We start from the raw sequence: 20,604 nt of genomic DNA on the forward strand, positions 1-20,604 counted from the left end.
GCTTCACGACTCCACTCTGATCTGGTGGCCGTACGAGAAGACCAGGGTGTCCGGTTCCAAAGTGATCTGCTGGACGGGCTCGCCGCGCCGGCCGGTGACCGGATCGGCCTCGAACAGGAGGATTTCGTTGATCAGATCGACGCCCTCCACCTGCTGGAGGATGGCGTGCACCTCGCCCGCCTGCACGGGGCGGCCGAACGGCCAGCCGGTGCCGTACTGCCCGCCGGTGACCGGGTTGAGGTAGGCGTACAGCGCCGCCAGCGCGCGGGTGCGCACGTCGTCGTGGATCACGGCCGAGCCGGACCGGAGCACGGCCACGACCGTGACGCCCTGGTAGGAGGGCGGCTCGACGAGGACCCGCGCGCCCAGGCAGCGCCGCTCGTCCAGATAGCAGGCGATGGCACGAACCATCTCCTCCTTGGGCATCAGGTGCTCGAAGCCCTTCTCGGCCTCCGGCACGCGGGGCACGACGAGCACCCGTACCCCTTCGGAAGCGCCGCCGTCCGCGCGGGTGACGGGGATGCACTTGATCCGGGCCGCCGTCGGCGCCGCCTTCCGCGCGAGCGCCTCGTAGTCGTCGGCGCTGACGGCTCGATCCATGATCCGCAGCTCCAGCGGGCCCCGGATGGCGGCGTGGGCCACTGACTCGCCGTCCGCTCCGCCGACGGCGGGCCCCCGGTTGGTGACGCCATGGACGAACGGCACCGGATCGCGGTGGGATGTCAGCACCCCGCGGGCCACGTTGCCCCGGCGTCCGCCGCCGGTGAGATAGGCGGGCACCGTGACGAGAGCGCCCTTCTCCGGCACGTCCCCGAAGAAGTTCATGCCACCGCCCTTCTCCCGCACCGCGGGGGGAAAGACGATCTCGCCCGTGAGCCGATCCACCACGAAGTGGCGGCTGCCGGCCGTGGTGGCGGCGAAGGAGTCCACCTCCGTCCACTCCTGCGGGCCGCCACGCGCGAGCACCCGTACGACGAGCTTCTCGTCCGTGGCCACGATGGGCGGGCGCTGGACGTTGAACCGCTGGCCCGGGACGCCCTCCGCCGTGCCGAGGATCTCGTCCTGTACGAGGTCGGCGTGGCAGGCCTCGACCGACCCGCCCATGGTCGTCGCGGTCACCGCCAGGATGCGCGGCGTGGCGGAGTACGGCTCACCCCGCCTGGCCTCGACCACCCGGCACCGTAGCCAGCCGCCGAGGTCGTCCGCCACCACGGAGGCCACATGATCGCGTGGCACATGCAGCCGCACGTCACCGTCCCTGGTCAGCCCGCCTGTCGTGTCCTTCTCCAGCTCGCAGACCGCCCAGCCGTCGCCCTTCCAGTACTGCCATTCGAGCGGCGGGTCATCGGGGTCGATCCCCGCGCCGGCGACCGCGCAGTCGAACGAGAGCAGGACGACGCATCCGGGCACCGGGTTCGGGAACGCGAGGTACACCGCGTCGTTACGGCGGGGCGGGTCGTTGAAGCAGTCCACCCCCGTCCCCTCCCGCAGCTCCTCGCCGCGGTCCACCGGCTGCGACTCGGCGGTGCCGGTGCAGAGGTGATCGAGCGCGCTCGGGACGATCACCAGGTCGCGCGTGGTCATGAAGACGACGGGCTCCTCCCCCTCCACGGGCACGGTCGACACCCGGGTGCCCTTCGGCACCGTGACCGGTTGCGCCCTGCTCGCCGCCAGGGTGAAGGTGAGGTCGCAGCTCGCCGGAGTCGGCGGGAACAGGCGCACCCCGAGAAGGTCCAGGAAGCGCATGTAGTGCAGGTCGGTGACCCGGTTCAGCCGGTAGATCAGCTGCTCCACCATGAAGGCGAACGTCTCGATGAGCGTGATGCCCGGATCGGAGACGTTGTGGTCGGTCCACTCGGGGCAACGCCGCTGGATCAGCGCCTTGGCCTCGTCCACCAGATTCTGGAAGCTACGGTCGTCGAGTGCGGGAGCGGGAAGCGCCATCATGCTCCTTCGTGCGGCGGAATGACGTAAAAGGGAAAGACAAGGTTGCGCGGGTCGTTCTCACCGCGCAGCGCGTAGCGGATGTCGATGAGCAGGATCCCCTCATTCGCCTGCTCGAAGTCCACGTGCACGTCGACCAGGTCGATCCGCGGCTCCCAGCGCTCCAGCGCCAGGCGGACCTCGTACGCGATCAGCCCGGCCGTGCCGGCGTTGGCCGGCGCGAACACCAGATCATGGATGGCGCAGCCGAACTCGGGCCGCATCGGCCGCTCGCCGGGCGAGGTGCCGAGGATGAGCCGGATGCTCTCCACGATCTCCTGCTCGCCCCTGACCAGCGCGATCGATCCCGTCCGGTCGATCCGCACCTTGAAGGCCCAGCCCGCGCCGATGAAGTCCCTGTTCAAGGTCATCCTCCGATCGACACCGTGGGACAACCGATGATGATCATGGCGCCGCAGCCGGCCCGGTCGCCGACGCGCGCGGCGGGCAGGCCGCCGATGAGCACGGTGGCGCTGCCGGGCCCGGCGATGGGCGTGGGCGGATGCGGGGTGGTGGGCGAGGGGAACGCGCAGGTGTGCAGGGTGGTCACCGTCGCGGCGGGCATGCCGCCGATGAGCACCGTCGGCACCCCGGGCCCGGCGATGACCCCGGGGTGATCGGTGACGTCGCCCACCCGTGCCGCGAATGCCATCAGTTGATCCTCACCTGGATGCCCTGGATCGCCACGTCGGCCTGGCCGGTGACGGTGACCCGGGCGCCCTTCAGGTCCAGCGGCCCCATGCCGGCGTCGACGGTGATGCCGGCCGCGCTCTTGATCTCCAGTGGCCCGTTGGTCGCCTCCACGGTGACGCCGGCGGCCCCCTTGATCGTGACCGCGCCCGTCCGCGCGTCCAGCCGTACGGTCGACCGCTCGTCACCCGTGGCGAGGAGCACCCCGCCCCCGGCGGTGACCGAGTCGACGAGCTCCAGGCGGTGGCCGGTTCTGGACACCAGCGCCCGGACGTTCACCTGCCCGCTGACATCGTCGACAACCGGGGCCGACAGCTTCGGCACCGCGTCCCGCCCGTTGTAGAGCCCGCCGAGCACGTAAGGATGGTCGATGTCGCCGTTCTCGAAGCCGACGAGCACCTCGTCCCCGACCTCGACCGGCAGCACCGCCCCCCGATCGTCGCCGGCGCCCGCCACCATCACCCGGGCCCAGCCGCTGGTGTAGCCCGCGGCCAGCCACGGCATGCTCAGCCGCAGCCGGCCCTGGCCCGCCGGATCGTGCACGTCGCTGACGATCGCCGGGACCAGCCCCATCCGGCCGGGCGGCGATGGGCGGGGCGGACCGGCCGACACCGTGAACGCCGTGGTGTAGCCGGTGACCGCGGAGAAGACGTGCCGCGTCCCGGACAGCCGGTAGCGGCCCTCGAAGGGCGTGCCGACGTTGACCAGCTTCATCAGGGTGCCCGCGCGCAGCTCGGGGTCTCCCCGCACCACGCCCTCCAGGTCGGCCGCGCCGCCGCCCAGGTCGGTCGCCAGCGCCTTGGCCGCGGCCGACACCTCGGCCTGGGTGCGGTGCCGGCTGTCCCCCGCCAGCAGGGACGGCGCCCCGAACCGGCCGCCCAGCGCGACCGGGTCGGCGCCGGGCGCCTCGGCGTCGGCGGCGGCGGGGGTGGCCACGGCCGTGATCTCCTGCTTGTTCTGGTAGTCCCAGCCGCGTACCTCGACCTCGGGCACCTGACCGCCCGCCGAGACGGTCGCCCGGAGCGACAGCAGCTCCCCGCCGGCCGCCACGGTGACCTCCGGCGACCCGCCGCGCGGCCCCGGCAGCAGGAACGACAGCTTCCCGTCGACGACCCGCACCCGCGCCCCGGTCCGCTGGGACAGGCGGGACAGGAACTCCCAGTCGCTGATGCCGTCCTGGTTGATCTGCGTGCCCGGCCGCCCGCCGAGACCGGGCAGCGCGTCGATCTCGCCCGGCTTCAGCCCGGCCCGCCGGGCCACCATGCGCACGATGTCCGCGACCGCCATATCCGGATATACGGCGACTCGTCGCCCTCTCATGAGCCGGTGCGCCTCGTCCATCCCGCGCACCTCCGAGAACGTCCCGTCGGCGCTCACGTCGAGGGCGACCGAGGTGACCTCGCCGTTCATCAGCGGGCGCGGCCCTCCAGGAGCGGAGGTCTGCACCCTGAGCCGGACCTTCGCCCCGATCGCGAAGCGGCCCTTGCCCAACGCCACACCGCCGTCATCACGGAAGCGCAGCACGAACACGCCGGGCAGGTGCCGGCTGTCCTCGACATATCCCGACGCGAGCAGCGCCGCGACGTCCTCCGGCAGCGGGCTGCCCTCGACCTCCACCACGAGCCCGCCCGTGAACAGCTCAGCGGCCACCGGTCAACTCCTCGAACGCGGGAACCAGCAGCCGGGTACCCGGCCGCACCCGCATCGGGTCGTCGATGCCGTTCGCCTCGGCCACCACCCGCCAGCGGCTCGGGTCGCCGTAGGCCCGGTACGCGACGGCCGCCAGCGTCTCACCGGCCACCAGCACATGGACATCGATGGTGGTGCGGGCGCCCGAGGTCGGATTCTGCCTGGGCGGGACCCCGGCGATCTCCTCCATCGTCACCGAACAGACCGCCCGGATCGGCAGGCCGCCCGGGGTGAACAGCGTGAACCTGGCCGTGACATTGCTGACGAACGCCGTGAAACCGTTCAGCAGTCCCCACCGCAGAACCACCCACGGCGGGCACGACTGCGCGCTGGCCAGCGTCTTGTCCGTGGGCACGACGCAGCTGAACAGCTTGTCCACGGCCTTGGCCACCTTGTCGTCCAAGGTGTCGGTCGCGTCGAAGAACATCTCCAGCGTCAGCTTGCACGGGTCCGGGCCCTGAAACTGCGGCACGCCGCTTCTGCGGGTGTTGCGTTGCGGGCTCCGCCGCCAGCGGGCCGCCTTGGTGAACGCCAGCTCGTTCGGATTGAACTGGAAACTGATGGTGTCGTAGCTCCTGCCCGGCTTGCCGATGCCGGTGCTCGGCGGATGCAGGAGCTCCAGGTAGGCCCGTTCCAGGCTGGTCGGCGGCCCCTGGCCGGAGGCGGCGGACGGCGCGCTGGCCTCGAACACGAGCGGCGACGACACCGGTCAGCCTCCCCAGCCCGGACCGAAGAACCCGTGATGAGCCAGCTCCACCGTCTCCATGGCGGCCTCGGGCGTCATGGAGTCGAACCTCGGCCCCGTCCATCTGACCGGGACCACATCCCGCAGCCCCCAGCTCGTGATCAGCTCGCCCTGCAGGGTACGGGCCTCGATGGTCGCCGTCCGGCGCCGCATCCCGTGCACCGAGCCCGCGAACCACCTGGTCACGTCCCGGCTCGCGGCCGTGACCGGCCTGGACAGCCGCACGTTGGAGAACCTCACCCGCGTCGGCAGCTGCCAGACATGCCCGTTGTTGCCGCCCTCCACCCGCTGCTCCATCTCGACCTCGCAGCCGAGACCGTCACAGCTGTCGAACGTGCCCAGGTCATCGCCGTCGATCTTGAGGCTGTAACACACCGCGACCGCGGTCTCCTCGTCCGCCATCCCCGCCTACCCCCACAACCCCGGGTCCGCCGCGAGCCCCCGCCGCTCCCGCTCCAACCGGAACTCGGCCCTCAGCCTGCGCAGCAGCGCTTCATAAACCGTCTCCACCAACTCCTCCACCCGCATCCCCCCACCCCACTCCCCCTGAACCGCCCGCACCCCGCACTCCTCCACCTGTCCGTCCTCAGCCCCGCCTCCCCCGCCGAGTTCCTCAGACACCACCCCTTCCTCCTCACCTGGCGCCCTCTCCAACTCCCCCACGTCCCGCCACCCTCGCGCCCCGTCCTCCCGTACGGCCTGCGCCCTCGGTCTGTCCGCCACGGCCCACCCCTGGGGCTTTTCGGCCTGCGCCCTTGACCTTTCGGGCTCCCACACGGCTCGGGTGACCGGCACCCCGGTACCGTGCGCGGGGTCGGCGAACTGATCCACGGGGCCCATCTGCGCGGACCCAGCCCGGTCGTACGCATGGGTCGGATCCGCCGACGTGCGCGGCGACTGCGGCCACGCCCGCTGCGGGCCGCCATCCGTCCTGGGGCTCCTGCTGTGCTGCGCCGGGAAGGTCACCGTGAAGGAAGCCGTCTCGATCCGGCGCCCGCCCGAACCAAGCGTGGGGGACTCCCCGCGAACCCCTGAACCCGGAAAGGAAAGATCCAGCCCCACGGCACGATCCGACCCCGTGGAGCCCAGCCCCGCTACCTCACCCCGCGAAGCCCCCAACCCCGAAGATGCGCCCCCCGCGGACACCGGCCCCGGAGCCCCACCCCTCGGAAATGCCATTCCCGAAGACTCACTTACTGACCTTGGCGACTCGGGCACCGGAGACCCCGCCGCTGGGCGGTCCGGCGTCGCGGAGTCCGTCCTGGTGAGGTCCGACCGGGGCGAGACCTCGCCAAGCGGGTTCGATCGGGGTGGAACCGGCCTCGGTAGGTTCGAGAGGGGGAAGTCCTGCGGGATGGTTGCTTGATCGGGGACTTCAGAGAGGCTCTTGGCGTCGATGGGGGTGCCCGCCAAGCGCTCTGCGATGGGTAGAGGCCGCTCGTCATCGGATGCACCCTGCGTCGACGCGAGCGGAGCCTGGTGTGCCGGTTCGGAGATGAGCGGCTCACCCAAGCCCAGCGGACGGCGCCACCGAGGCACGCCTGCGGTGGTCCGCGGAATGCCGACCACCTCCTCGGGGGCGTGCCGGGCAAACGCTCCGGTGCCGATGCCGAGGGTGGACACGGTGACGGTTTCGGCGAGGGCCTCCGCCTCAGCCCCGGCGACGGCCCCGACAGGCGTACCTGGCTGTACGGGCTCAACGCCGGGCGGCCCAGGCCGTACAGGCTCGGGCTTCATCGCCAGAGACCGTGCTGGAGGCGCGGTCGGCGGGGCAGCCAGCGTGGGATCCACCGAACCGGCCGCCTGAGAGACCTGTACGACAGGCTCGGAACGCTCGTCCACCCGCCTCACAGCGGGCACGGCCGGCGCAACCTGCCCCTCCGGACCCGCCGAACGCGTTGGGCGAGAAGCCGCAGGCCTCTGAGTTCCCTTCCTGGCGCCCTCACGCTGGGAAGAAGTAGCCGACGGCGAAGCGGCCGACCCGGCGGAGGAAACAGACCGGGCCGGGGCAGCAGGCGGTGCGGAACCCTCAGGCGGGACAGTGGAATCCGGCGGCGAAGCGACCGACCCAGCACGGGTGGCAGGCCGAGCAGGGATGACGGGCGACGTGGAAGTCTCACGCTCGGGTGGCGTGACCGGCGGCAGCGCAGCTGAACGGGGGTGGGGGCGAGGCTCGGGCGGGGTGAAGGGGTTCGGGGGGAAGGTGGTTGAGTCGTGGATGAGGCCGGAGGGGGCTTCGGGGGTTACCTGGTGGGTCAGGGGGGCGAGGAAGGATGGGTTGTGCCAGGTGGTGAGGGACAGGGCGAAGTGGTCGTATGGGATCACTACCGGGTGGGGGGCGAGGATGCCGGTCATGGGGGGTAGTGAGCGCCATTCGGCCGCTGAAGCGGGTGTCGCCGGGCAGGGCGACGAGGCGGGTGTCGCTGGGGTGAGGGGGCGGGCGTTGCGGCGGGGCCAGGGCCATCTCATCGGGGGCCGCCGAGCGCGTTGATCTCGGCGACGAACCGGCGGCGGTCGGCGTGCTCCAGGTCGAGGATGTCGTCGAGGCCCCAGTGGAAGTGGTACGCGACGTATGCGACCTCCCCGTAGAGGCGATCCGTCGCGTAGGTCATGATTCCCCCAGGCGGCTGCCCGAGAGGTCGACGTCGAACTTGTGCCCGCAGTCGGGGCAGGCCACGGCCGCGCGCGCGTGCCCCTCGCTGTTGACCCGGCGGTAGAGGTCCTGGAGGAAGGCCAGGTCGGTGGCGAAGAGGTCCTCGACGATCCCGGCGTGGACGTCGGTGATGCCGCCCAGCCGGGTGATCACCCGGCCGAGGAGCACCACGGTGAGATAGGCGGCGTTCTCGCGTACCCGATCATCTCGAAGTGGGACGAGTTCGTCGCGAGCGGTGGCCAGGCGCATGATGCCGTCGCGGTGCAGGGTGCCGGATTCGTCGAGGTAGCCGCGCGGCAGCCGGAAGGCGAATTCGGTGCGCAGCGGCGGCTCCCCTGCGGAAGCCGGGGACGGCTCCCCGGCGGAAATCGAGCGCGGCGCCATGGCCATCGATCGGCGCATCCCTACTCGACCTCCAGCTGTTCGTACGTGACGACCAGGGTCTCGGTGAGCACGCTGGTGTCGCCCGCCTTCATGGTGCTGATCTCCAAGCTCTTCGGCCAGGCGTTGGTCAGCTTGTAGCGCTTGATCGGGTTGTTCTCGAAGTCGTAGACGATGATCGCGCCGCCCTTACGGGCGCTGGTCATCCGGCCGAACCGCGCCTCCTTGGCCCACTTCTCGAAGCTCTGGTCGGCGGTCAGGCCCCGGACGAGCGTCACCTCGCCGGCTCTGGGACGGCCGGGCAGCTTCTTGACGACGTACTTGCCGTCACCGGTGTTCTGCCGCAGCTCGATGACGTCCTGTTCCATTTTGAGGCCGGAGACCTCGCTGATCTGTTTGATGGTGATGCCGTCGACCTCGAGGCCGAAGGAGTGGGCGACCACGGTGTCGAGGTCGGGAAGTGCCATGTGCGATCTCCTGCGTTATTCGCTGACGAGGCTGACGCCGCTCGCCATCTGGGCTACCTGGAAGACGACGAATTCGGCCGGTTTCACCGGTGCGACACCGATCTCGCACACGACCATGCCCAGCTCGATGCTCTCGGCCGGGTTGGTGTCGCGATCGCACTTGACGTAGAAAGCCTCGTCGGGGGTGAGGCCGAACAGCGCGCCTCGATGCCATTCCATGACGAGGAAGGCGGAGATGGTGCGGCGGATCCTGGCCCAGAGCGCGTCGTCGTTGGGCTCGAAGACCACCCACTGGGTGCCGTTCAGGATCGATTCCTGCAAGTAGTTGAACAGGCGCCGGACGTTCAGGTACTTCCATTGCTCGGAGTTCAGGGTGCGCGCCCCCCATACCCGGATCCCGCGGCCGGGCATGACGCGGATGCAGTTCACGTTCATTGGGTTGATCTCATTCTGTTCACCCAACGTGAGCTGCGTCTCCAGGGCGATCGCACCGCGGACCACTTCGTTGGCCGGAGCCTTGTGCACGCCACGGGTGGCGTCGCTCCGGGCCCAGATGCCGGCCATGTGGCCGCTCGGCGGGATACGGATCTCACCTTTGGCGTGCGGATTGGCGACCTTGAGCCACGGGTAATAGACCGTGGCGTACTCACTGTTCCCCAGGCCAGTCCTCCAGGTTGTGACCTCTTTCGCGGACAGCCCCGGTGGCGGGTCGAGGATCGCCATCCTGTCCTTCAGATTCGCACAGTGAGCGATGAGGTCTTCCTGTACGCCCTTGACGCCGGCCTCGTCGATGGCGTTTCGTTCGAGCGCACTCATCAGGTCGGGGATCGCGATCATGGTCACCTCGTCGACCGCTTCGAGCCCGCCCAAGCCGCGGCGTTCATCAGCACTGCCGACATACATAGCCCGTGTCATCTGGGCGGGCAGCGCCGGCGCCGGCGCCGGCTCCAGCTCCGCATCAGGCTCCGGCTCCGGCTCCAGCTCCGGCACCTGCAACGTGACGGTTTGCGGCGCCGGTTTCACCGGATCTTTCCCCGGCATCAGCTCAACCGTGACCAGCTTCGAGTTCCCCTTCGCGACATCACCGACGAAGTCCTTGGCAGCACCTTTCAGCGAAATCTCGATCGGTTCGGTGAGGTTGCCGCGCTTGACCGTGAGCGTGAACCGATCCTCTGGCGGACGCTCGCCCTCCGTGGTCGGCGCCTCTGTGACCTCGGCGGTGATGGCGCGCCCGCCCTGCGCCGGTTGCTTGGCGATGATCCGGAAGGGGCCGAGAATCGCCTGCGCCTTCTGGGCGGGCGCCGCCGGCGCCGGCGCCGCCGACTCCGCAGACTGCGCGCCGTCGGCGCCGAGGCGGATCACGTAGCAGGCGCTGCCGCCGTTGAGGAAGTAGCCGTAGACGGCTTGTGGGAGGTAGCAGCCCTCAGCGAACCCACCGAACTGGTTGACATACTGGTTCCAGCTCGTGACCAGTATCGGATCACCGCGGCCTGGTTTCGCCGCGAATCCGATGAACGCTGCCACGGCCGTACCGACGCCCTCGATCGGCACAGATCCGGGGGGCTTTTCTCTCCAATAGACGCCCGGTGACTTCATCGGCTCACTCATCGGCCCCTCCTCGGCTGCCTGGTCACTCAGGTTCTTCCCGGTTCACCGCCGCCGTGGCAGCGCCATCGGGCGACCGTGGACGCGGAGCCGACCACCCTTTCGGGCGGCTATTCGGGCGGAGGGAGGACCGTGTCGATCAGGTAGACGTTCGCGTTGGCCGTCTGGATGTTCGAGCACAGCACCTTGGCGGTGCCGTTCAGGGTGATCTCGCCGTTGACGTTCTTGACCTCGATGTCGCCGCCCTGCTTCGTCCGCAGGGAGGCGTCGGTGAGGTCGGCCGGGGTCTGACGGCCGTTGACCACGGTGTAGGCGAGGAACGAGATGAGAGCCTCCTTGTTGGCGAACAGCTCCTCGGTCTCGCTCCCCCCGTATTTGCTGAAAGCTTTGTTCACCGGGACGAAGACGGTGATGTCGTTTTCGTCGTTGAATTTGGCGGTGAAGCCGGCCCCCTCGATGGCCGACACGAAGGTCGACGCCTCGGGGATGTCGGCCAGGGCCGTGGCCACCTGCTGATCCGCCAGCGCGGCGCTGCTGCCGGGCCCCGACGACGGGAGCAGGTCGCAGGTCTGGGCGCGACGGGGCGGGGCCGGCCGCGGCGTCGGGGTGGTGGGAGTCGGGGTGGTCGGCGTCGGGGTGGGCGTCTCAGGCACTGGAGTTGTTCCGTTCTCCTCCGGAGGCGGGGTGTCCCAGCCGGGCTCCGGTTCGTGATCGGGCTCAGGCGACGGTTCCTGGTCGGGCCAAGGCTGTGGCGAGCCGCCGTCAGGCGGGGGCACGGGGGTGGGAACGGGCGGTGAGGCGGAGACGAGGGCCGCCGCCAAGCAGATGGACGAGAAGAAAGCCCTGTGGTCCATGGGTCGATGCCTCCCGAAACGAGACGTCAACCCGAGGCTGCCACCGGGAGCGAATCCGCCACCAGTGCGGGACAGGCCGCCGCGAGGGCGGGAAAGGCCGCCCTTCGGGCTGCCCCAACGGGCGAGCTCATTGTCTGCGTTCGACGACCAGGTAGTCGAAACCCACGGCCGGTCCGGTGAACGCCGAGACGGTGAACCCGTCACCATCCTGATCGTCCACGTACACGGCCGGGGCGGCGGCGCCGGACAGCCCGCTGTGCGTGACGTCCGTGGTGAGCAGGACGACGCCGGAGCCGGCAGAGGTGTCGATCCGCGCCGGATCCCCGGAGGTGGTGGTGCCCGTCCCGGCCACCGAGGAGTCGTCGGAGTCGATGACGACCCAGTTGAACCCGATCTCCATGGGCGCCGGCATCAGGTCGAGGGTGGCCACCGTGAACCCGCCGTCCTCCTTCGCGTCCACCCTGAGCCCGGCGACGTGATCCGCCGGCATCCCGTCCATCTCCACCGTCAGCAGGATCACCGACTCGCTCGTGGCCGTGGCCGCCGGGATGCTCACCTGGCGCTCGCCCGGCTGGATGCTCCCGGAACCGGCCTCGTACGGCCTGCCGTTGAGCGTCCCCTTGGGGTCCCGCACGATGAGGTAGTTGAATCCCATCCCGGCGACGTTCGACCCGTCGAGCCCCTGCACCGAGAAGGTGTTCCAGCCACGACGGGTCACGCCCACGGCCCCGGTGAACGGCAGCCAGCCGGGCTCCGCCTCGGCCCAGGACCCCTGGGACAGATCGGGGCTGAGGAAGATCTTCGCCTCGTCGGGCAGTCTGGGCGTCTCGACGGAGGTGTGCCCGTCGGTCAGCGTGCCGCTTCCCGCCAGGTAGGTCTCCCGGTCCAGGACGGCTTGCTCCTGCTCGCCGCGCCACGCGTTGAAGGCGACGGCGGCGGCCAGAGCCAGCACGACGACCGCGACGACCGCCTTCAGCGGCCACGACATGGCCAGCGGCAGCACCGTCCTGGTTCCGTCGGCCCGGATCGTCTTCCCGCCGTCGTCGACGTCCACCTTCGCGGCGAAGGGGATCTGGCGGGCCGGTCCGGTGAGGCCGGGTCTCGCCCAGACACGCAGGGCCAGTTCCGTGCGCCCGGGGGCGATCAGCAGCCCCGGCGCCGGCCGGGAGAACCGCAGCTCGTTCTCGGCATCCTCCGCGCGGACCCGTACCCGATGGGGCATATTGCCCTGGTTGGTGAACACCACCATGTGCTGGGTCATCCACCACCCCCGGGAGTCCTTCGGGGACAGCTCGACGGAGAGGTCGTCGAACCCGGCCACCACGCAGTAGCCCTCCGCCGCGGCCGTGATGCCGGAGCTGACCTGCGAACGAGCCCGTACGGTGAAGCTCGCCGCTCCCGCCGGCACGGACGAGGAGCGCGGCGGGGCGAAGGTGACCACGCATTCGGCCGCCTCGTCCGGCTGGATCACGAGCTCCTCGGGCACGACCGTCGCGTACGATGCCGCGCCGCCCTCGACCGTGACCATGGCCCGCTCCACCCGGGTGCCCTTGTTGCGCACGGTCACGGTCGTGGTGACCAGCTCGCCGGGCGCGCAGGCGAGAGAGCTGTCGGAGAGGCCGACGGCCAGCTCGGCGTGCTGCTCCTGGGGCGGCGGCTCGGCGCGCTGCGGCCGCCGGGTGTCGTCCTCGGGGTCATGCCGCTCCCAGGCGAGGTACTCCCCGCACACGACGCAGAACCTGGTGCCGTCCGGATTCTCGTCGCCGCACTTCGGACAGGTGATGCTCATCCAGAACCTCCGGTGCGGTGGCTGTCGGCGCGCAGGGCCAGCGGCTTGGTGACCGGTGGCGACACGGGCGCGGGAGGCTCCGGCATGATCGGAGCACTGATCACAACGTTGACGAACGGTCGCAGCCCCACGCCCGACGCCACCAGCGCCGTCGCGAGGTCTCGATCGTCCGGCGGCGGTACGGCGGCCGTCATCGGGACCGGCAGCCCGAGCTCCGCCAGCGAGCCCGTCAACCGCTCGGCGGGGATGGTGTCCTGCGCGAGCAACGCCCGCAGGGTCGCGTCCAGGAGCCGGTGCTCCTCCTCCAGCTCCGGCGCCGACACCGTGACCAGGTACGACAGGCGTACATAGCGGGGAGGGCCGTGCCTGGCCGTCAACGTGCCGTCGGCGTCGTACTCGTTGACCGTGCCCTGCCGGCGCGTGCCCAGGTCCTCGCGGATGTCGTACAGCTGCAGGTGGACCGTCGCGGCGGTCGGCTCCGCGCCGGGTGCGGCGAGGGAGATCTGCGTCTTCGAGCGCTGCACCACCCTGCGGCGGATCAGCTCCTCCAGCGCCCGGTCGACCTCGCCGATGACGCCGCCCGCCGCTGTCACAGCAGCCCGTTACGCAGCGCGTAGGCGACCGCATGGGCCCGGTTGCGCAGGTGGAGCCGGGTGGTGATGTCATGCAGGACGGTCTTCACCGTACGCTGCGAGTAGGACAGGGCGGCGGCGATCTCCGCGGTGTCACACCCTTCGGCGATCAGCCGCAGCACCTGGACCTCCCGCTCGGCCAGGCCGGCGAAGGTCAGCCCGCGCGGCCCGAGCATCTCGCCCTGCACCCGGCTGACCTGGGTGAGCAACCGCCCGAGCAGATCCGGCGGCATGACACCCGCGCCGGAGGTGGCCGACTGGATCGCCGCGACGAGTCGTTCCGGGCTGGCCTCGGCACGCCGTACGACACCCGACACGCCGATCTCCACGATGGCGAGCAGCCCGCTGTCGTCCACGGTCCCCGCGACGACCACCAGCCGCAGGTCTCCATGACAGCGCAGCGTCCGCAGCACGCCCAGCGTGTCGGCGCACACGCCGTCGGCCACCACCAGCGCGACCTGCGCCTTCTCCGGGGTGTCCGTCTCCAGGATCTCGATCTCGGGCCGCTGCTTGAGCTGGCTCAGCACGCCTGCGCGGGAGATGGGGTCGTGAGCCTTCACGACTACCTGGATCCGCTCCATTCCATCTCCGTTCGACTCCGCTCTGGCGCCGGCAACTCCGGAAATCGCACAGAGAGCGGGCGAGACGCGGACACCACATCCTGGAAACAAGCAAAAAATGAGACAACGCAGCTTTGCCCCGCCCGCCGGAGCTTGGGGATGTTGCCGCCGTTATGGGGTTCTGGCACCTTGTTCGGCATGCCCGCCGATGCGCCCCCGGAGTCCGCTCACCGTCCATCGGCCCCTCGGACGGCCGGCCGCGTGTCCCGGACGGCCGGCTACGTCCTCGCCCTCGTCGTCCACCTTCTCGCGCCGGCCTTCCTGGTCACCGGCGTCTACCTGATCGCCGGCCTGACCGTAGGCGGCGTCCTGTTCGGTCTGGTGGCGCTGGACCTGGCCTGGCTGCTGCGTCCCCGCCCGGCCCCCTTCCCCGCCCCCGCCGTGCCCCTCACCCGCTCCGACGCCCCCCACCTGTACGCCCTCATCGACGGCATCGGCGAGGCCCTGGCGGCGCCCCGTACGGACCTGGTGGCCATCAGCGGCGAGGTCAACGCCTCGTTCCGCACCTACGGCCGGCGGCGCGACCGGCTGGTGGAGATCGGCTACCCGCTCTGGCTGATCCTCACCCCGGAGGAACGCGTCTCCCTGCTGGCCCACGAGATGGCCCACGCCAGGAACGGCGACGCCAGGCACGGCCTGGTGGTCGGCAGCGCCCTGCACTCGCTGCACGAGCTGCGCCTGGTCACCCACTTCGGGTGGCGTCCGGGCGACGGCGGAGCGGATCTGATCACCAGATGCCTCCTGGCCCTGCTGGGCCTCCCCGTCCGCGCCCTGATCCTCCTGCTGGAGCTCCTCCTGAACCACTCCTCCCAGCAGGCCGAATACCGGGCCGACGAGATGCAGGCCCAGGTGGCCGGCGTCCCGGCCACCGCCTCGCTCCTCGACGTCCTGTCCACCCGGGCCCCCTCCGTCGGCGACTTCCTCGGCTCCAGCGCCGTGGCCGTGGGCACGTGGGATCTGTGGACGGCCCTCCGGTCTCACTTGGACGCCATCCCCCCGGCCGAGCTCGACCGGCGTCGCGAGGCCGCCCAGGTCGAGAAGACCAGGGTGGACACGACCCATCCGCCGACGCACCTTCGCATCCGACGCGTGCTGGCGCTGCCGTACCCGACACCCCAGGTGGCCGCTCCGGCGATGGAGGGGATCGAGGCGGAGCTGGAGCGGGCGGCCGGGCGCGTGGCGCGGAGCCTGCGGGAGGACGCCCAGTCGGCCCGCTATCGGTGACCGGGTCAGCTGAGGGTTTCGCCGCCGTCGACGGTGATGACCTGACACCGCCGCCGAGAGACGGTGATCGGAGTCGTGCGCACCCTCGTCAGCTGAGCGACCGCGTCAGTCCAGGCAGAACTCGTTGCCCTCGGGGTCGGCCATCACGATATGGCCGGCGCTCAACGGCGGAGCGGGCTCGTCGCGCCGTACCCGCGTCGCGCCCAGCGCGACGAGCCGGTCGCACTCGGCCTCCAGCGCCGCCATCCGTTCCTCCCCCTGCAGACTGGGAGCCGCACGGATGTCCAGGTGGACGCGGTTCTTGGCGACCTTGTCCTCCGGCACCCGCTGGAAGAACAGCCGGGGGCCCTGCCCGTCCGGGTCCTCGATGGCCGATCTGGTGTCGCGCTGCTCCTCCGGTACGCCGATCCGCGCGAGGAAGTCGTCCCACGCGGCCAGCGGGTCGGCGCCCTCGGGCAGGTCGACCCCGGGCGGGCCGGGGTGGACGTAACCGAGGACGTCGCGCCAGAAGGCCGACAGCGCCCGTGGGTCGTGGGCGTCGAAGGTGACCTGAAGGTGGCGGCTCATCGGGTCGCTCCGTTCGTGTGCAGGTAGAGGTCGCGCAGCAGGCAGACCTCGGACAGGTGGTGGATCAGCTCGCGGTGGATGTGCAGCACCAGATCGGCCACGGACGCCTCGGGGTAGGGCTCCTTCGGGCCGACCCGGGCGCGGAGCCCGGCCTCGCCGAGCCCGCGCACCCCGGCCAGCCAGCGGTCGAGCTGGGTCTCGAGCTGGTCGAGCGCGGTCGCCGCGGTGCCGGCGTACTCCCAGGTCTCGTACGATGCCGCCGGCGCGCCGAAGTGGGCCGCGTTGCGCGCGGCCAGGACGCCGACGATGACGTGACCGAGCCGCCAGGCGATCGTGGTGAACGGCGAGGGGACCGGCTCGGGGAAGGCGTAGTCGACGGTGAAGTCCCCGGCGCCGCCCTGCATGGGCGCGGTCGAGGTGCCGCGGGGCCGCACGCTCCAGGCGTCCGGCACCGGCGACCAGAAGTACTCGTCGTCGGTGAGGCCGTCGAGCCGGACTCGGAGGTGATGGTTCCAGTGGAACTCAAGCTGCTCACGCAAGGTCTGGTTCCAGTCGAGTTCGTCCATGGGGCCAACCCTGACAGTCCAAGCGGACAGGATCGGTCCGCTATCTGGCAGAGTGGGGGCATGGGCGTGGCGCGCGGTGACGAGAGGGGCACGACGGAACGCGTGCTCTCGCTGCTCGGGCTGCTGCAGCAGCGCCAGATCTGGACCGGCCCCGAGCTCGCCGACCGGCTCGGGGTCACCCCGCGCACGGTACGGCGCGATGTCGAACGGCTGCGGGCGCTCGGCTACCCGGTGCATGCCAGCCAGGGGGTCGGCGGCGGCTACCAGCTCGGGCCGGGGCAGGACCTGCCGCCGCTGCTGCTCGACGACGCCGAGACGATCGCCACCGTGGTCTCGCTGCTCGCCGGCGCGGGTGGCGCGGTCGCCGGCGCCGGTGAGGCCGCGCTCCGGGCGCTGACCAAGCTCGACCGGGTGCTGCCCACCCGGCTACGGCACGAGGTGCGCGCCATCTCCGACTCGGTGGAGTCCTTCGGCGGCGGCCGGGCCCCGGTCGACCCCGAGGTGATCATGACGCTGGCCCGAGCCTGCCGCGACGAGGTCGAGGCCGGCTTCGACTATCCGTCCGGCGGTGACCTACGACGGCGGCGGGTCGAGCCGTACCGCCTGGTCGCCTCCGACCGGCACTGGTACCTCCTCGCCTACGACCTCGATCGCGACGACTGGCGCAGCTTCCGCGTCGACCGGATGGCCGGCGTGTCCGCCCGCACCTGGCGCTTCCGCCCGCGCGAGGCGCCGGACGCGGCGGCGTACGTGCAGGAGGGCGTGGCGAGCCGGGTCTACCGGCACCAGGCGCGCTTCCTCGTGCACGCGCCGGCCGACACGGTCCGCGCGCAGATTCCGGCGGCGGCGGCCGTCGTACGGCAGCGGGACGGCGGGGGCTGCGAGGTGCTCAGCGGCGCCGGCGACCTCGACTTCCTGCTCATGCACGTGGTCCTGCTGGGGCACGACTTCGAGGTGCTCGACCCGCCGGAGCTCAGGACGCGCTGCCGCGCGCTGGCGGAGCGACTGCTGGCGGCCGGTGGGCACCCGGCGGCGGTCACCGGCGGCGGCCGACAGTGAGGACGGCCGACCAGTGGCGGGTGAGCCGTCCGTCCGGGCGTGCGGCCAGCAGGCGGCGTATCTCCCGGTAGAGATATGCGCGCTTGTCCGGCTCCATGGCGATATGGCCGGAGAACGTGTCGAGCAGCGCGAGGTAGTCGTCCGCCGTGTAGCGCAGCGCCCATACGTAAAGTTTCGTGCCGACCACCTTGAACCGGCCGGAGGCCTCGAACTCGGCGGCCATGGGATCGGGCTGCTCCTCGGGCGGCGGCCCCGGCCACGGGCCGTCATGACCTTCCCCGATCTCCTCGTAGGCCTTCTGGATCTCGGTGAAGAACGGGTCGAAGTCCGCCGGCATGGCGTGGTCGGCGTTCCACACGGCCAGGTGACCGCCCTCGGCGAGCAGGGCGGCCGCCTTGGCGTACTTGACCTCCGGGTCCACCCACTTCCAGGCCGTGGCCGCGTACAGGAGATCGAAGCGGGCGCCGGCCGGCGGCGCCCAGCTCTCGAACGACGACGCGACCACCGAAACATCGGCGAATGCGCCGAGCCGGCGCCGCGCCTCCGCCGCCAGGGCCGCGCCGAGCTCGACCGCCGTGATCCGGAAACCCAGCCGCGCCAGCGGCAGCGTGGCCTTGCCCGGCCCGCAGCCGACTTCGAGCAGGTGCGCGGGTGGCTTCACCCCGGTGACCGCCAGCAGGTCGGAGTACAGCTCGGCCGGGTAGTCGGGGCGCGCGTCCTGATAGATGGCGGCGGCGCTGTCGAAGGTCACTCGCAACCGACGTTCCCGAGACATGCACCGATCCTGACATCCGGCCACGCGCTCGGCCAAGGCCACGCCCCTCGGCTGAGGCCAGGGCCACGCTCCTCGGCTAAGGGCTCGTGAGGATGACGAGTCGCTGGGTGGCTCGGGTCATCGCGACGTAACGGTCGACGGCTCCCTCGATGCCCTCGCCGAACGTCTCCGGGTCGACGAGGACGACCAGGTCGAACTCGAGCCCCTTCGACAGCTCCGGGGTCAGCGACCGCACGCGGGACGTCGTACGGAAAGTGGGGTCGCCGATGACGCAGGCGATGCCGTCGGCGTGCGCGGCGAGCCAGGTGTCGAGGATCGAGCTCAGATCCTCGGTGGATCCGTGCACGACGGGGGCGTCGCCGCTGCGGATGGAGGTCGGCACGTTGGCGTCCGGGAGCACGGCCCGGATGACCGGCTCGGCCGCCGCCATGATCTGTTCCGGCGTCCGGTAGTTGATGCTCAGGGAGGCGAGCTCGACCCGGTCGAGCCCGATCCGCTTGAGGCGCTCCTGCCACGACTCGGTGAACCCGTGCCTGGCCTGGGCCCGGTCTCCGACGATGGTGAAGCTCCGCGACGGGCAGCGCAGCAGCAGCATCTGCCACTCCGCGTCGGTCAGCTCCTGCGCCTCGTCCACGACGACGTGCGCGAACGGGCCGGCGAGCACGTCCGGGTCGACCGTGGGCAGCTCGGACTCGTCGACCAGATTGCGCTGGAAGTCCTCCCGGCGCAGCTGCGTCACCAGGCCCTCGCCGTCGTCATCGGCCTCGATCAGGTTCTCGACGACCTGGGCCATGCGCTCGCGCTGGGCGGCGAGAGCGGCTTCCTGGCGGCGCTTGCGCCGCGACGCCTCCGGGTCCCCGAGGCGCTGCCGGGCCGCGTCCAGGAGCGGCAGGTCGGACACCGTCCAGGCCTGGGCGTCCGCACGCCGGAGCTTGCGCACCTCGTCGGGGCTGAGCCAGGGGGCGCACATCCGCAGGTAGGCGGGCACGGTCCACAGGTCTCCGACCAGGTCGGCCGCCTCGATCAGCGGCCACGCGCGGTTGAAGACGGTGAGCAGCTCCCGGTCCCGCAGCAGCGCCTTGCGGACCAGGTGGGCCGGAGCGTCCCCGTCATGCTTGTCCACCAGGATCGTGAGCAGCTCCGCCCAGATCTGGTCGCGCGCCTCGTTGTGCGGGGTGCCGGGGTCCGGTGCGTCGAACGCCTCCGCCCAGTCGTCGGCGGTCAGCCGGACACCGGACCAGGGGGTCGTGACCGTCATCCCGGTGGTGGGCGGGTTCTCGTAGAACCTGACGGCCGGCTCGATGGCCTTCACCAGGTCCGCGGACGACTTCAGGCGCGCCACGTCCGGGTCGGCCTCGACCGCCGCCGCGGCTCCCTCGGCGACCAGGTCCCGCAGCGTGCAGGTCTGCACGCCCTCCTCACCGAGGCTGGGCAGGACGTCGGCGACGTAGGCCAGGTAGGGCTGGTGCGGGCCGACGAACAGCACGCCGCCCCGGCGGTGACCGAGCCTAGGGTCGGAGTAGAGGAGGTAGGCGGATCGGTGCAGGGCGACGACGGTCTTCCCGGTGCCCGGACCGCCGTCGACGACGAGCGCGCCGCTGGATCCCGCGCGGATGATGGCGTCCTGGTCGGCCTGGATGGTGCCGAGCACGTCCCGCATCCGGGGCGAACGGTCGCCGCCCAGGCTGGCGATGAAGGCGGACTGGTCGTCGAGCGCGGCGTGCCCTTCGAACCCGTCGGAGGTGAACACCTCGTCCCAGTAGTCGCTGATCCGGCCGCGGGTCCAGCGGTACCTGCGGCGGCTGGCCAGCCCCATCGGGTTGCCGTGGGTGGCTCCGAAGAACGGCTCGGCCGCGGGCGAACGCCAGTCGAGCAGCAGCCGGCGGCCCGTGTCGTCCGTGAGGCCGAGCCGGCCGACGTACACGGGCTCGGGGTCGTCCGCGCTGACCATGTGCCCGAGGCACAGGTCCAGCCCGAAGCGACGCAGGGTGCGCAGCCGCGCGGCCAGCCGGTGCACCTCCAGGTCCCGGTCCATCGCCTGCCGGCCCTTGCCGCCGGGCGCCCTGCGCTCGGCGTCGAGGCGGCCGGACAGGTCGGCGATCGACTGCTCAAGGGTCTGCGCGATGGCCGCGAAGTGCCGCTCATCGCCGGCGATGAGCTTCGGGTCGGCCTTCGGCAGGAGGTGGTCGGGAAGGTCAAACGCGCTGGTGGTCAGCGAGGTCACGTCATCGGCTCCGATCTGAGGCTGCTGTGCCGTGTCGAGCACGACTGCCTCGGCCGCCGATTGTCCGGCATGACCGGGGTC

The 20,604-nt window shown here is 71.2% G+C and carries 21 protein-coding genes; 2 read left to right on the top strand and 19 right to left on the bottom strand.

What is annotated here, in order from left to right; all coding sequences use genetic code 11:
- Window positions 1-3: 3 nt before the first annotated feature.
- The 15 genes from IEY87_RS41605 to IEY87_RS41675 form a co-directional block, all read right to left on the bottom strand.
- Window positions 4-1,947, bottom strand: coding sequence for a putative baseplate assembly protein (locus IEY87_RS41605; RefSeq protein ID WP_225278157.1), 1,944 nt, complete (start codon window positions 1,945-1,947; stop codon window positions 4-6).
- The gene (locus tag IEY87_RS41610) at window positions 1,944-2,354 is read right to left on the bottom strand and encodes a GPW/gp25 family protein (protein ID WP_225278156.1); all 411 of its coding nucleotides are present in this window, start codon (window positions 2,352-2,354) and stop codon (window positions 1,944-1,946) included. Before IEY87_RS41610 ends, IEY87_RS41605 begins: the two co-directional genes overlap by 4 nt.
- Window positions 2,351-2,635, bottom strand: coding sequence for a PAAR domain-containing protein (locus IEY87_RS41615; RefSeq protein WP_189144385.1), 285 nt, complete (start codon window positions 2,633-2,635; stop codon window positions 2,351-2,353). Before IEY87_RS41615 ends, IEY87_RS41610 begins: the two co-directional genes overlap by 4 nt.
- Window positions 2,635-4,323, bottom strand: coding sequence for a VgrG-related protein (locus tag IEY87_RS41620; protein ID WP_189144386.1), 1,689 nt, complete (start codon window positions 4,321-4,323; stop codon window positions 2,635-2,637). The genes IEY87_RS41615 and IEY87_RS41620 overlap by 1 nt, the downstream gene beginning before the upstream one ends.
- Window positions 4,313-5,068 carry a CIS tube protein gene (locus IEY87_RS41625; RefSeq protein WP_189144387.1) on the bottom strand — a complete coding sequence of 252 codons (756 nt, stop codon included), beginning with the start codon at window positions 5,066-5,068 and terminating at the stop codon, window positions 4,313-4,315. Before IEY87_RS41625 ends, IEY87_RS41620 begins: the two co-directional genes overlap by 11 nt.
- Before the next feature lie 3 nt (window positions 5,069-5,071).
- Window positions 5,072-5,509 carry a phage tail protein gene (locus IEY87_RS41630; RefSeq protein WP_189144388.1) on the bottom strand — a complete coding sequence of 146 codons (438 nt, stop codon included), beginning with the start codon at window positions 5,507-5,509 and terminating at the stop codon, window positions 5,072-5,074.
- Window positions 5,510-5,515: 6 nt separating this feature from the next.
- Entirely contained in the window at window positions 5,516-5,830 is a 315-nt protein-coding gene (locus IEY87_RS41635; protein WP_189144389.1) for a hypothetical protein, read from the bottom strand.
- A 1,742-nt stretch (window positions 5,831-7,572) separates the two neighbouring features.
- Complete coding sequence (locus IEY87_RS41640) at window positions 7,573-7,719, bottom strand: DUF6760 family protein (protein ID WP_189144390.1); 147 nt, start codon at window positions 7,717-7,719, stop codon at window positions 7,573-7,575.
- Window positions 7,716-8,162 (bottom strand): hypothetical protein, encoded by a 447-nt coding sequence (locus IEY87_RS41645; protein ID WP_189144391.1) that lies wholly within the window; start codon window positions 8,160-8,162, stop codon window positions 7,716-7,718. The genes IEY87_RS41640 and IEY87_RS41645 overlap by 4 nt, the downstream gene beginning before the upstream one ends.
- Before the next feature lie 2 nt (window positions 8,163-8,164).
- The gene (locus IEY87_RS41650; RefSeq protein ID WP_189144392.1) at window positions 8,165-8,608 is read right to left on the bottom strand and encodes a phage tail protein; all 444 of its coding nucleotides are present in this window, start codon (window positions 8,606-8,608) and stop codon (window positions 8,165-8,167) included.
- 15 nt (window positions 8,609-8,623) lie between these two features.
- Entirely contained in the window at window positions 8,624-10,216 is a 1,593-nt protein-coding gene (locus tag IEY87_RS41655; protein WP_225278155.1) for a phage tail sheath family protein, read from the bottom strand.
- 107 nt (window positions 10,217-10,323) lie between these two features.
- The gene (locus tag IEY87_RS41660; protein WP_189144393.1) at window positions 10,324-10,866 is read right to left on the bottom strand and encodes a fasciclin domain-containing protein; all 543 of its coding nucleotides are present in this window, start codon (window positions 10,864-10,866) and stop codon (window positions 10,324-10,326) included.
- Between the two features lie 328 nt (window positions 10,867-11,194).
- On the bottom strand, window positions 11,195-12,856 hold the full coding sequence (locus IEY87_RS41665; RefSeq protein ID WP_189144394.1) for a zinc ribbon domain-containing protein: 1,662 nt from the start codon (window positions 12,854-12,856) through the stop codon (window positions 11,195-11,197).
- On the bottom strand, window positions 12,853-13,449 hold the full coding sequence (locus IEY87_RS41670; RefSeq protein WP_189144395.1) for a Pvc16 family protein: 597 nt from the start codon (window positions 13,447-13,449) through the stop codon (window positions 12,853-12,855). The genes IEY87_RS41665 and IEY87_RS41670 overlap by 4 nt, the downstream gene beginning before the upstream one ends.
- A complete protein-coding gene (locus IEY87_RS41675; protein ID WP_189144396.1) occupies window positions 13,446-14,069 on the bottom strand; it encodes a response regulator transcription factor in 624 nt (207 codons plus the stop codon). The genes IEY87_RS41670 and IEY87_RS41675 overlap by 4 nt, the downstream gene beginning before the upstream one ends.
- 240 nt (window positions 14,070-14,309) lie before the next feature.
- Between IEY87_RS41675 and IEY87_RS41680 the strand changes: the two genes are divergently transcribed.
- Window positions 14,310-15,332 (top strand): M48 family metalloprotease, encoded by a 1,023-nt coding sequence (locus IEY87_RS41680; RefSeq protein WP_189144397.1) that lies wholly within the window; start codon window positions 14,310-14,312, stop codon window positions 15,330-15,332.
- A 105-nt stretch (window positions 15,333-15,437) separates the two neighbouring features.
- Here IEY87_RS41680 and IEY87_RS41685 read toward each other — a convergent pair whose 3' ends face one another.
- Both IEY87_RS41685 and IEY87_RS41690 read right to left on the bottom strand, forming a co-directional pair.
- Window positions 15,438-15,899, bottom strand: a complete 462-nt coding sequence (locus tag IEY87_RS41685; protein ID WP_189144398.1) for a VOC family protein — start codon at window positions 15,897-15,899, stop codon at window positions 15,438-15,440.
- Entirely contained in the window at window positions 15,896-16,465 is a 570-nt protein-coding gene (locus tag IEY87_RS41690) for a DinB family protein (protein ID WP_189144399.1), read from the bottom strand. Before IEY87_RS41690 ends, IEY87_RS41685 begins: the two co-directional genes overlap by 4 nt.
- Window positions 16,466-16,525: 60 nt before the next feature.
- Here IEY87_RS41690 and IEY87_RS41695 point away from each other — a divergent pair, with 60 nt between their 5' ends.
- Window positions 16,526-17,524 (top strand): helix-turn-helix transcriptional regulator, encoded by a 999-nt coding sequence (locus IEY87_RS41695; protein WP_189144400.1) that lies wholly within the window; start codon window positions 16,526-16,528, stop codon window positions 17,522-17,524.
- On the opposite strand, the gene IEY87_RS41700 is transcribed toward IEY87_RS41695, so the two are convergent.
- Window positions 17,502-18,299, bottom strand: a complete 798-nt coding sequence (locus IEY87_RS41700; RefSeq protein ID WP_189144401.1) for a class I SAM-dependent methyltransferase — start codon at window positions 18,297-18,299, stop codon at window positions 17,502-17,504. The two genes, IEY87_RS41695 and IEY87_RS41700, sit on opposite strands and share 23 nt — an antisense overlap.
- 76 nt (window positions 18,300-18,375) lie before the next feature.
- The gene (gene helR / locus IEY87_RS41705; RefSeq protein WP_189144402.1) at window positions 18,376-20,523 is read right to left on the bottom strand and encodes an RNA polymerase recycling motor ATPase HelR; all 2,148 of its coding nucleotides are present in this window, start codon (window positions 20,521-20,523) and stop codon (window positions 18,376-18,378) included.
- Window positions 20,524-20,604: the final 81 nt, after the last annotated feature.

Source organism: Nonomuraea glycinis (assembly GCF_014646515.1).
Taxonomy (GTDB): Bacteria; Actinomycetota; Actinomycetes; order Streptosporangiales; family Streptosporangiaceae; genus Nonomuraea; species Nonomuraea glycinis.

What these genes read in the sequence shown, in the direction of transcription:
- IEY87_RS41605 (WP_225278157.1), bottom strand. Translation starts at nt 1,947, where the DNA reads ATGATGGCGCTTCCCGCTCCCGCACTCGACGACCGTAGCTTCCAGAAT.
- IEY87_RS41610 (WP_225278156.1), bottom strand. Translation starts at nt 2,354, where the DNA reads ATGACCTTGAACAGGGACTTCATCGGCGCGGGCTGGGCCTTCAAGGTG.
- IEY87_RS41615 (WP_189144385.1), bottom strand. Translation starts at nt 2,635, where the DNA reads ATGGCATTCGCGGCACGGGTGGGCGACGTCACCGATCACCCCGGGGTC.
- IEY87_RS41630 (WP_189144388.1), bottom strand. Translation starts at nt 5,509, where the DNA reads ATGGCGGACGAGGAGACCGCGGTCGCGGTGTGTTACAGCCTCAAGATC.
- IEY87_RS41640 (WP_189144390.1), bottom strand. Translation starts at nt 7,719, where the DNA reads ATGACCTACGCGACGGATCGCCTCTACGGGGAGGTCGCATACGTCGCG.
- IEY87_RS41645 (WP_189144391.1), bottom strand. Translation starts at nt 8,162, where the DNA reads ATGCGCCGATCGATGGCCATGGCGCCGCGCTCGATTTCCGCCGGGGAG.
- IEY87_RS41650 (WP_189144392.1), bottom strand. Translation starts at nt 8,608, where the DNA reads ATGGCACTTCCCGACCTCGACACCGTGGTCGCCCACTCCTTCGGCCTC.
- IEY87_RS41655 (WP_225278155.1), bottom strand. Translation starts at nt 10,216, where the DNA reads ATGAGTGAGCCGATGAAGTCACCGGGCGTCTATTGGAGAGAAAAGCCC.
- IEY87_RS41665 (WP_189144394.1), bottom strand. Translation starts at nt 12,856, where the DNA reads ATGAGCATCACCTGTCCGAAGTGCGGCGACGAGAATCCGGACGGCACC.
- IEY87_RS41675 (WP_189144396.1), bottom strand. Translation starts at nt 14,069, where the DNA reads ATGGAGCGGATCCAGGTAGTCGTGAAGGCTCACGACCCCATCTCCCGC.
- IEY87_RS41685 (WP_189144398.1), bottom strand. Translation starts at nt 15,899, where the DNA reads ATGAGCCGCCACCTTCAGGTCACCTTCGACGCCCACGACCCACGGGCG.
- IEY87_RS41690 (WP_189144399.1), bottom strand. Translation starts at nt 16,465, where the DNA reads ATGGACGAACTCGACTGGAACCAGACCTTGCGTGAGCAGCTTGAGTTC.
- IEY87_RS41695 (WP_189144400.1), top strand. Translation starts at nt 16,526, where the DNA reads ATGGGCGTGGCGCGCGGTGACGAGAGGGGCACGACGGAACGCGTGCTC.
- IEY87_RS41700 (WP_189144401.1), bottom strand. Translation starts at nt 18,299, where the DNA reads ATGTCTCGGGAACGTCGGTTGCGAGTGACCTTCGACAGCGCCGCCGCC.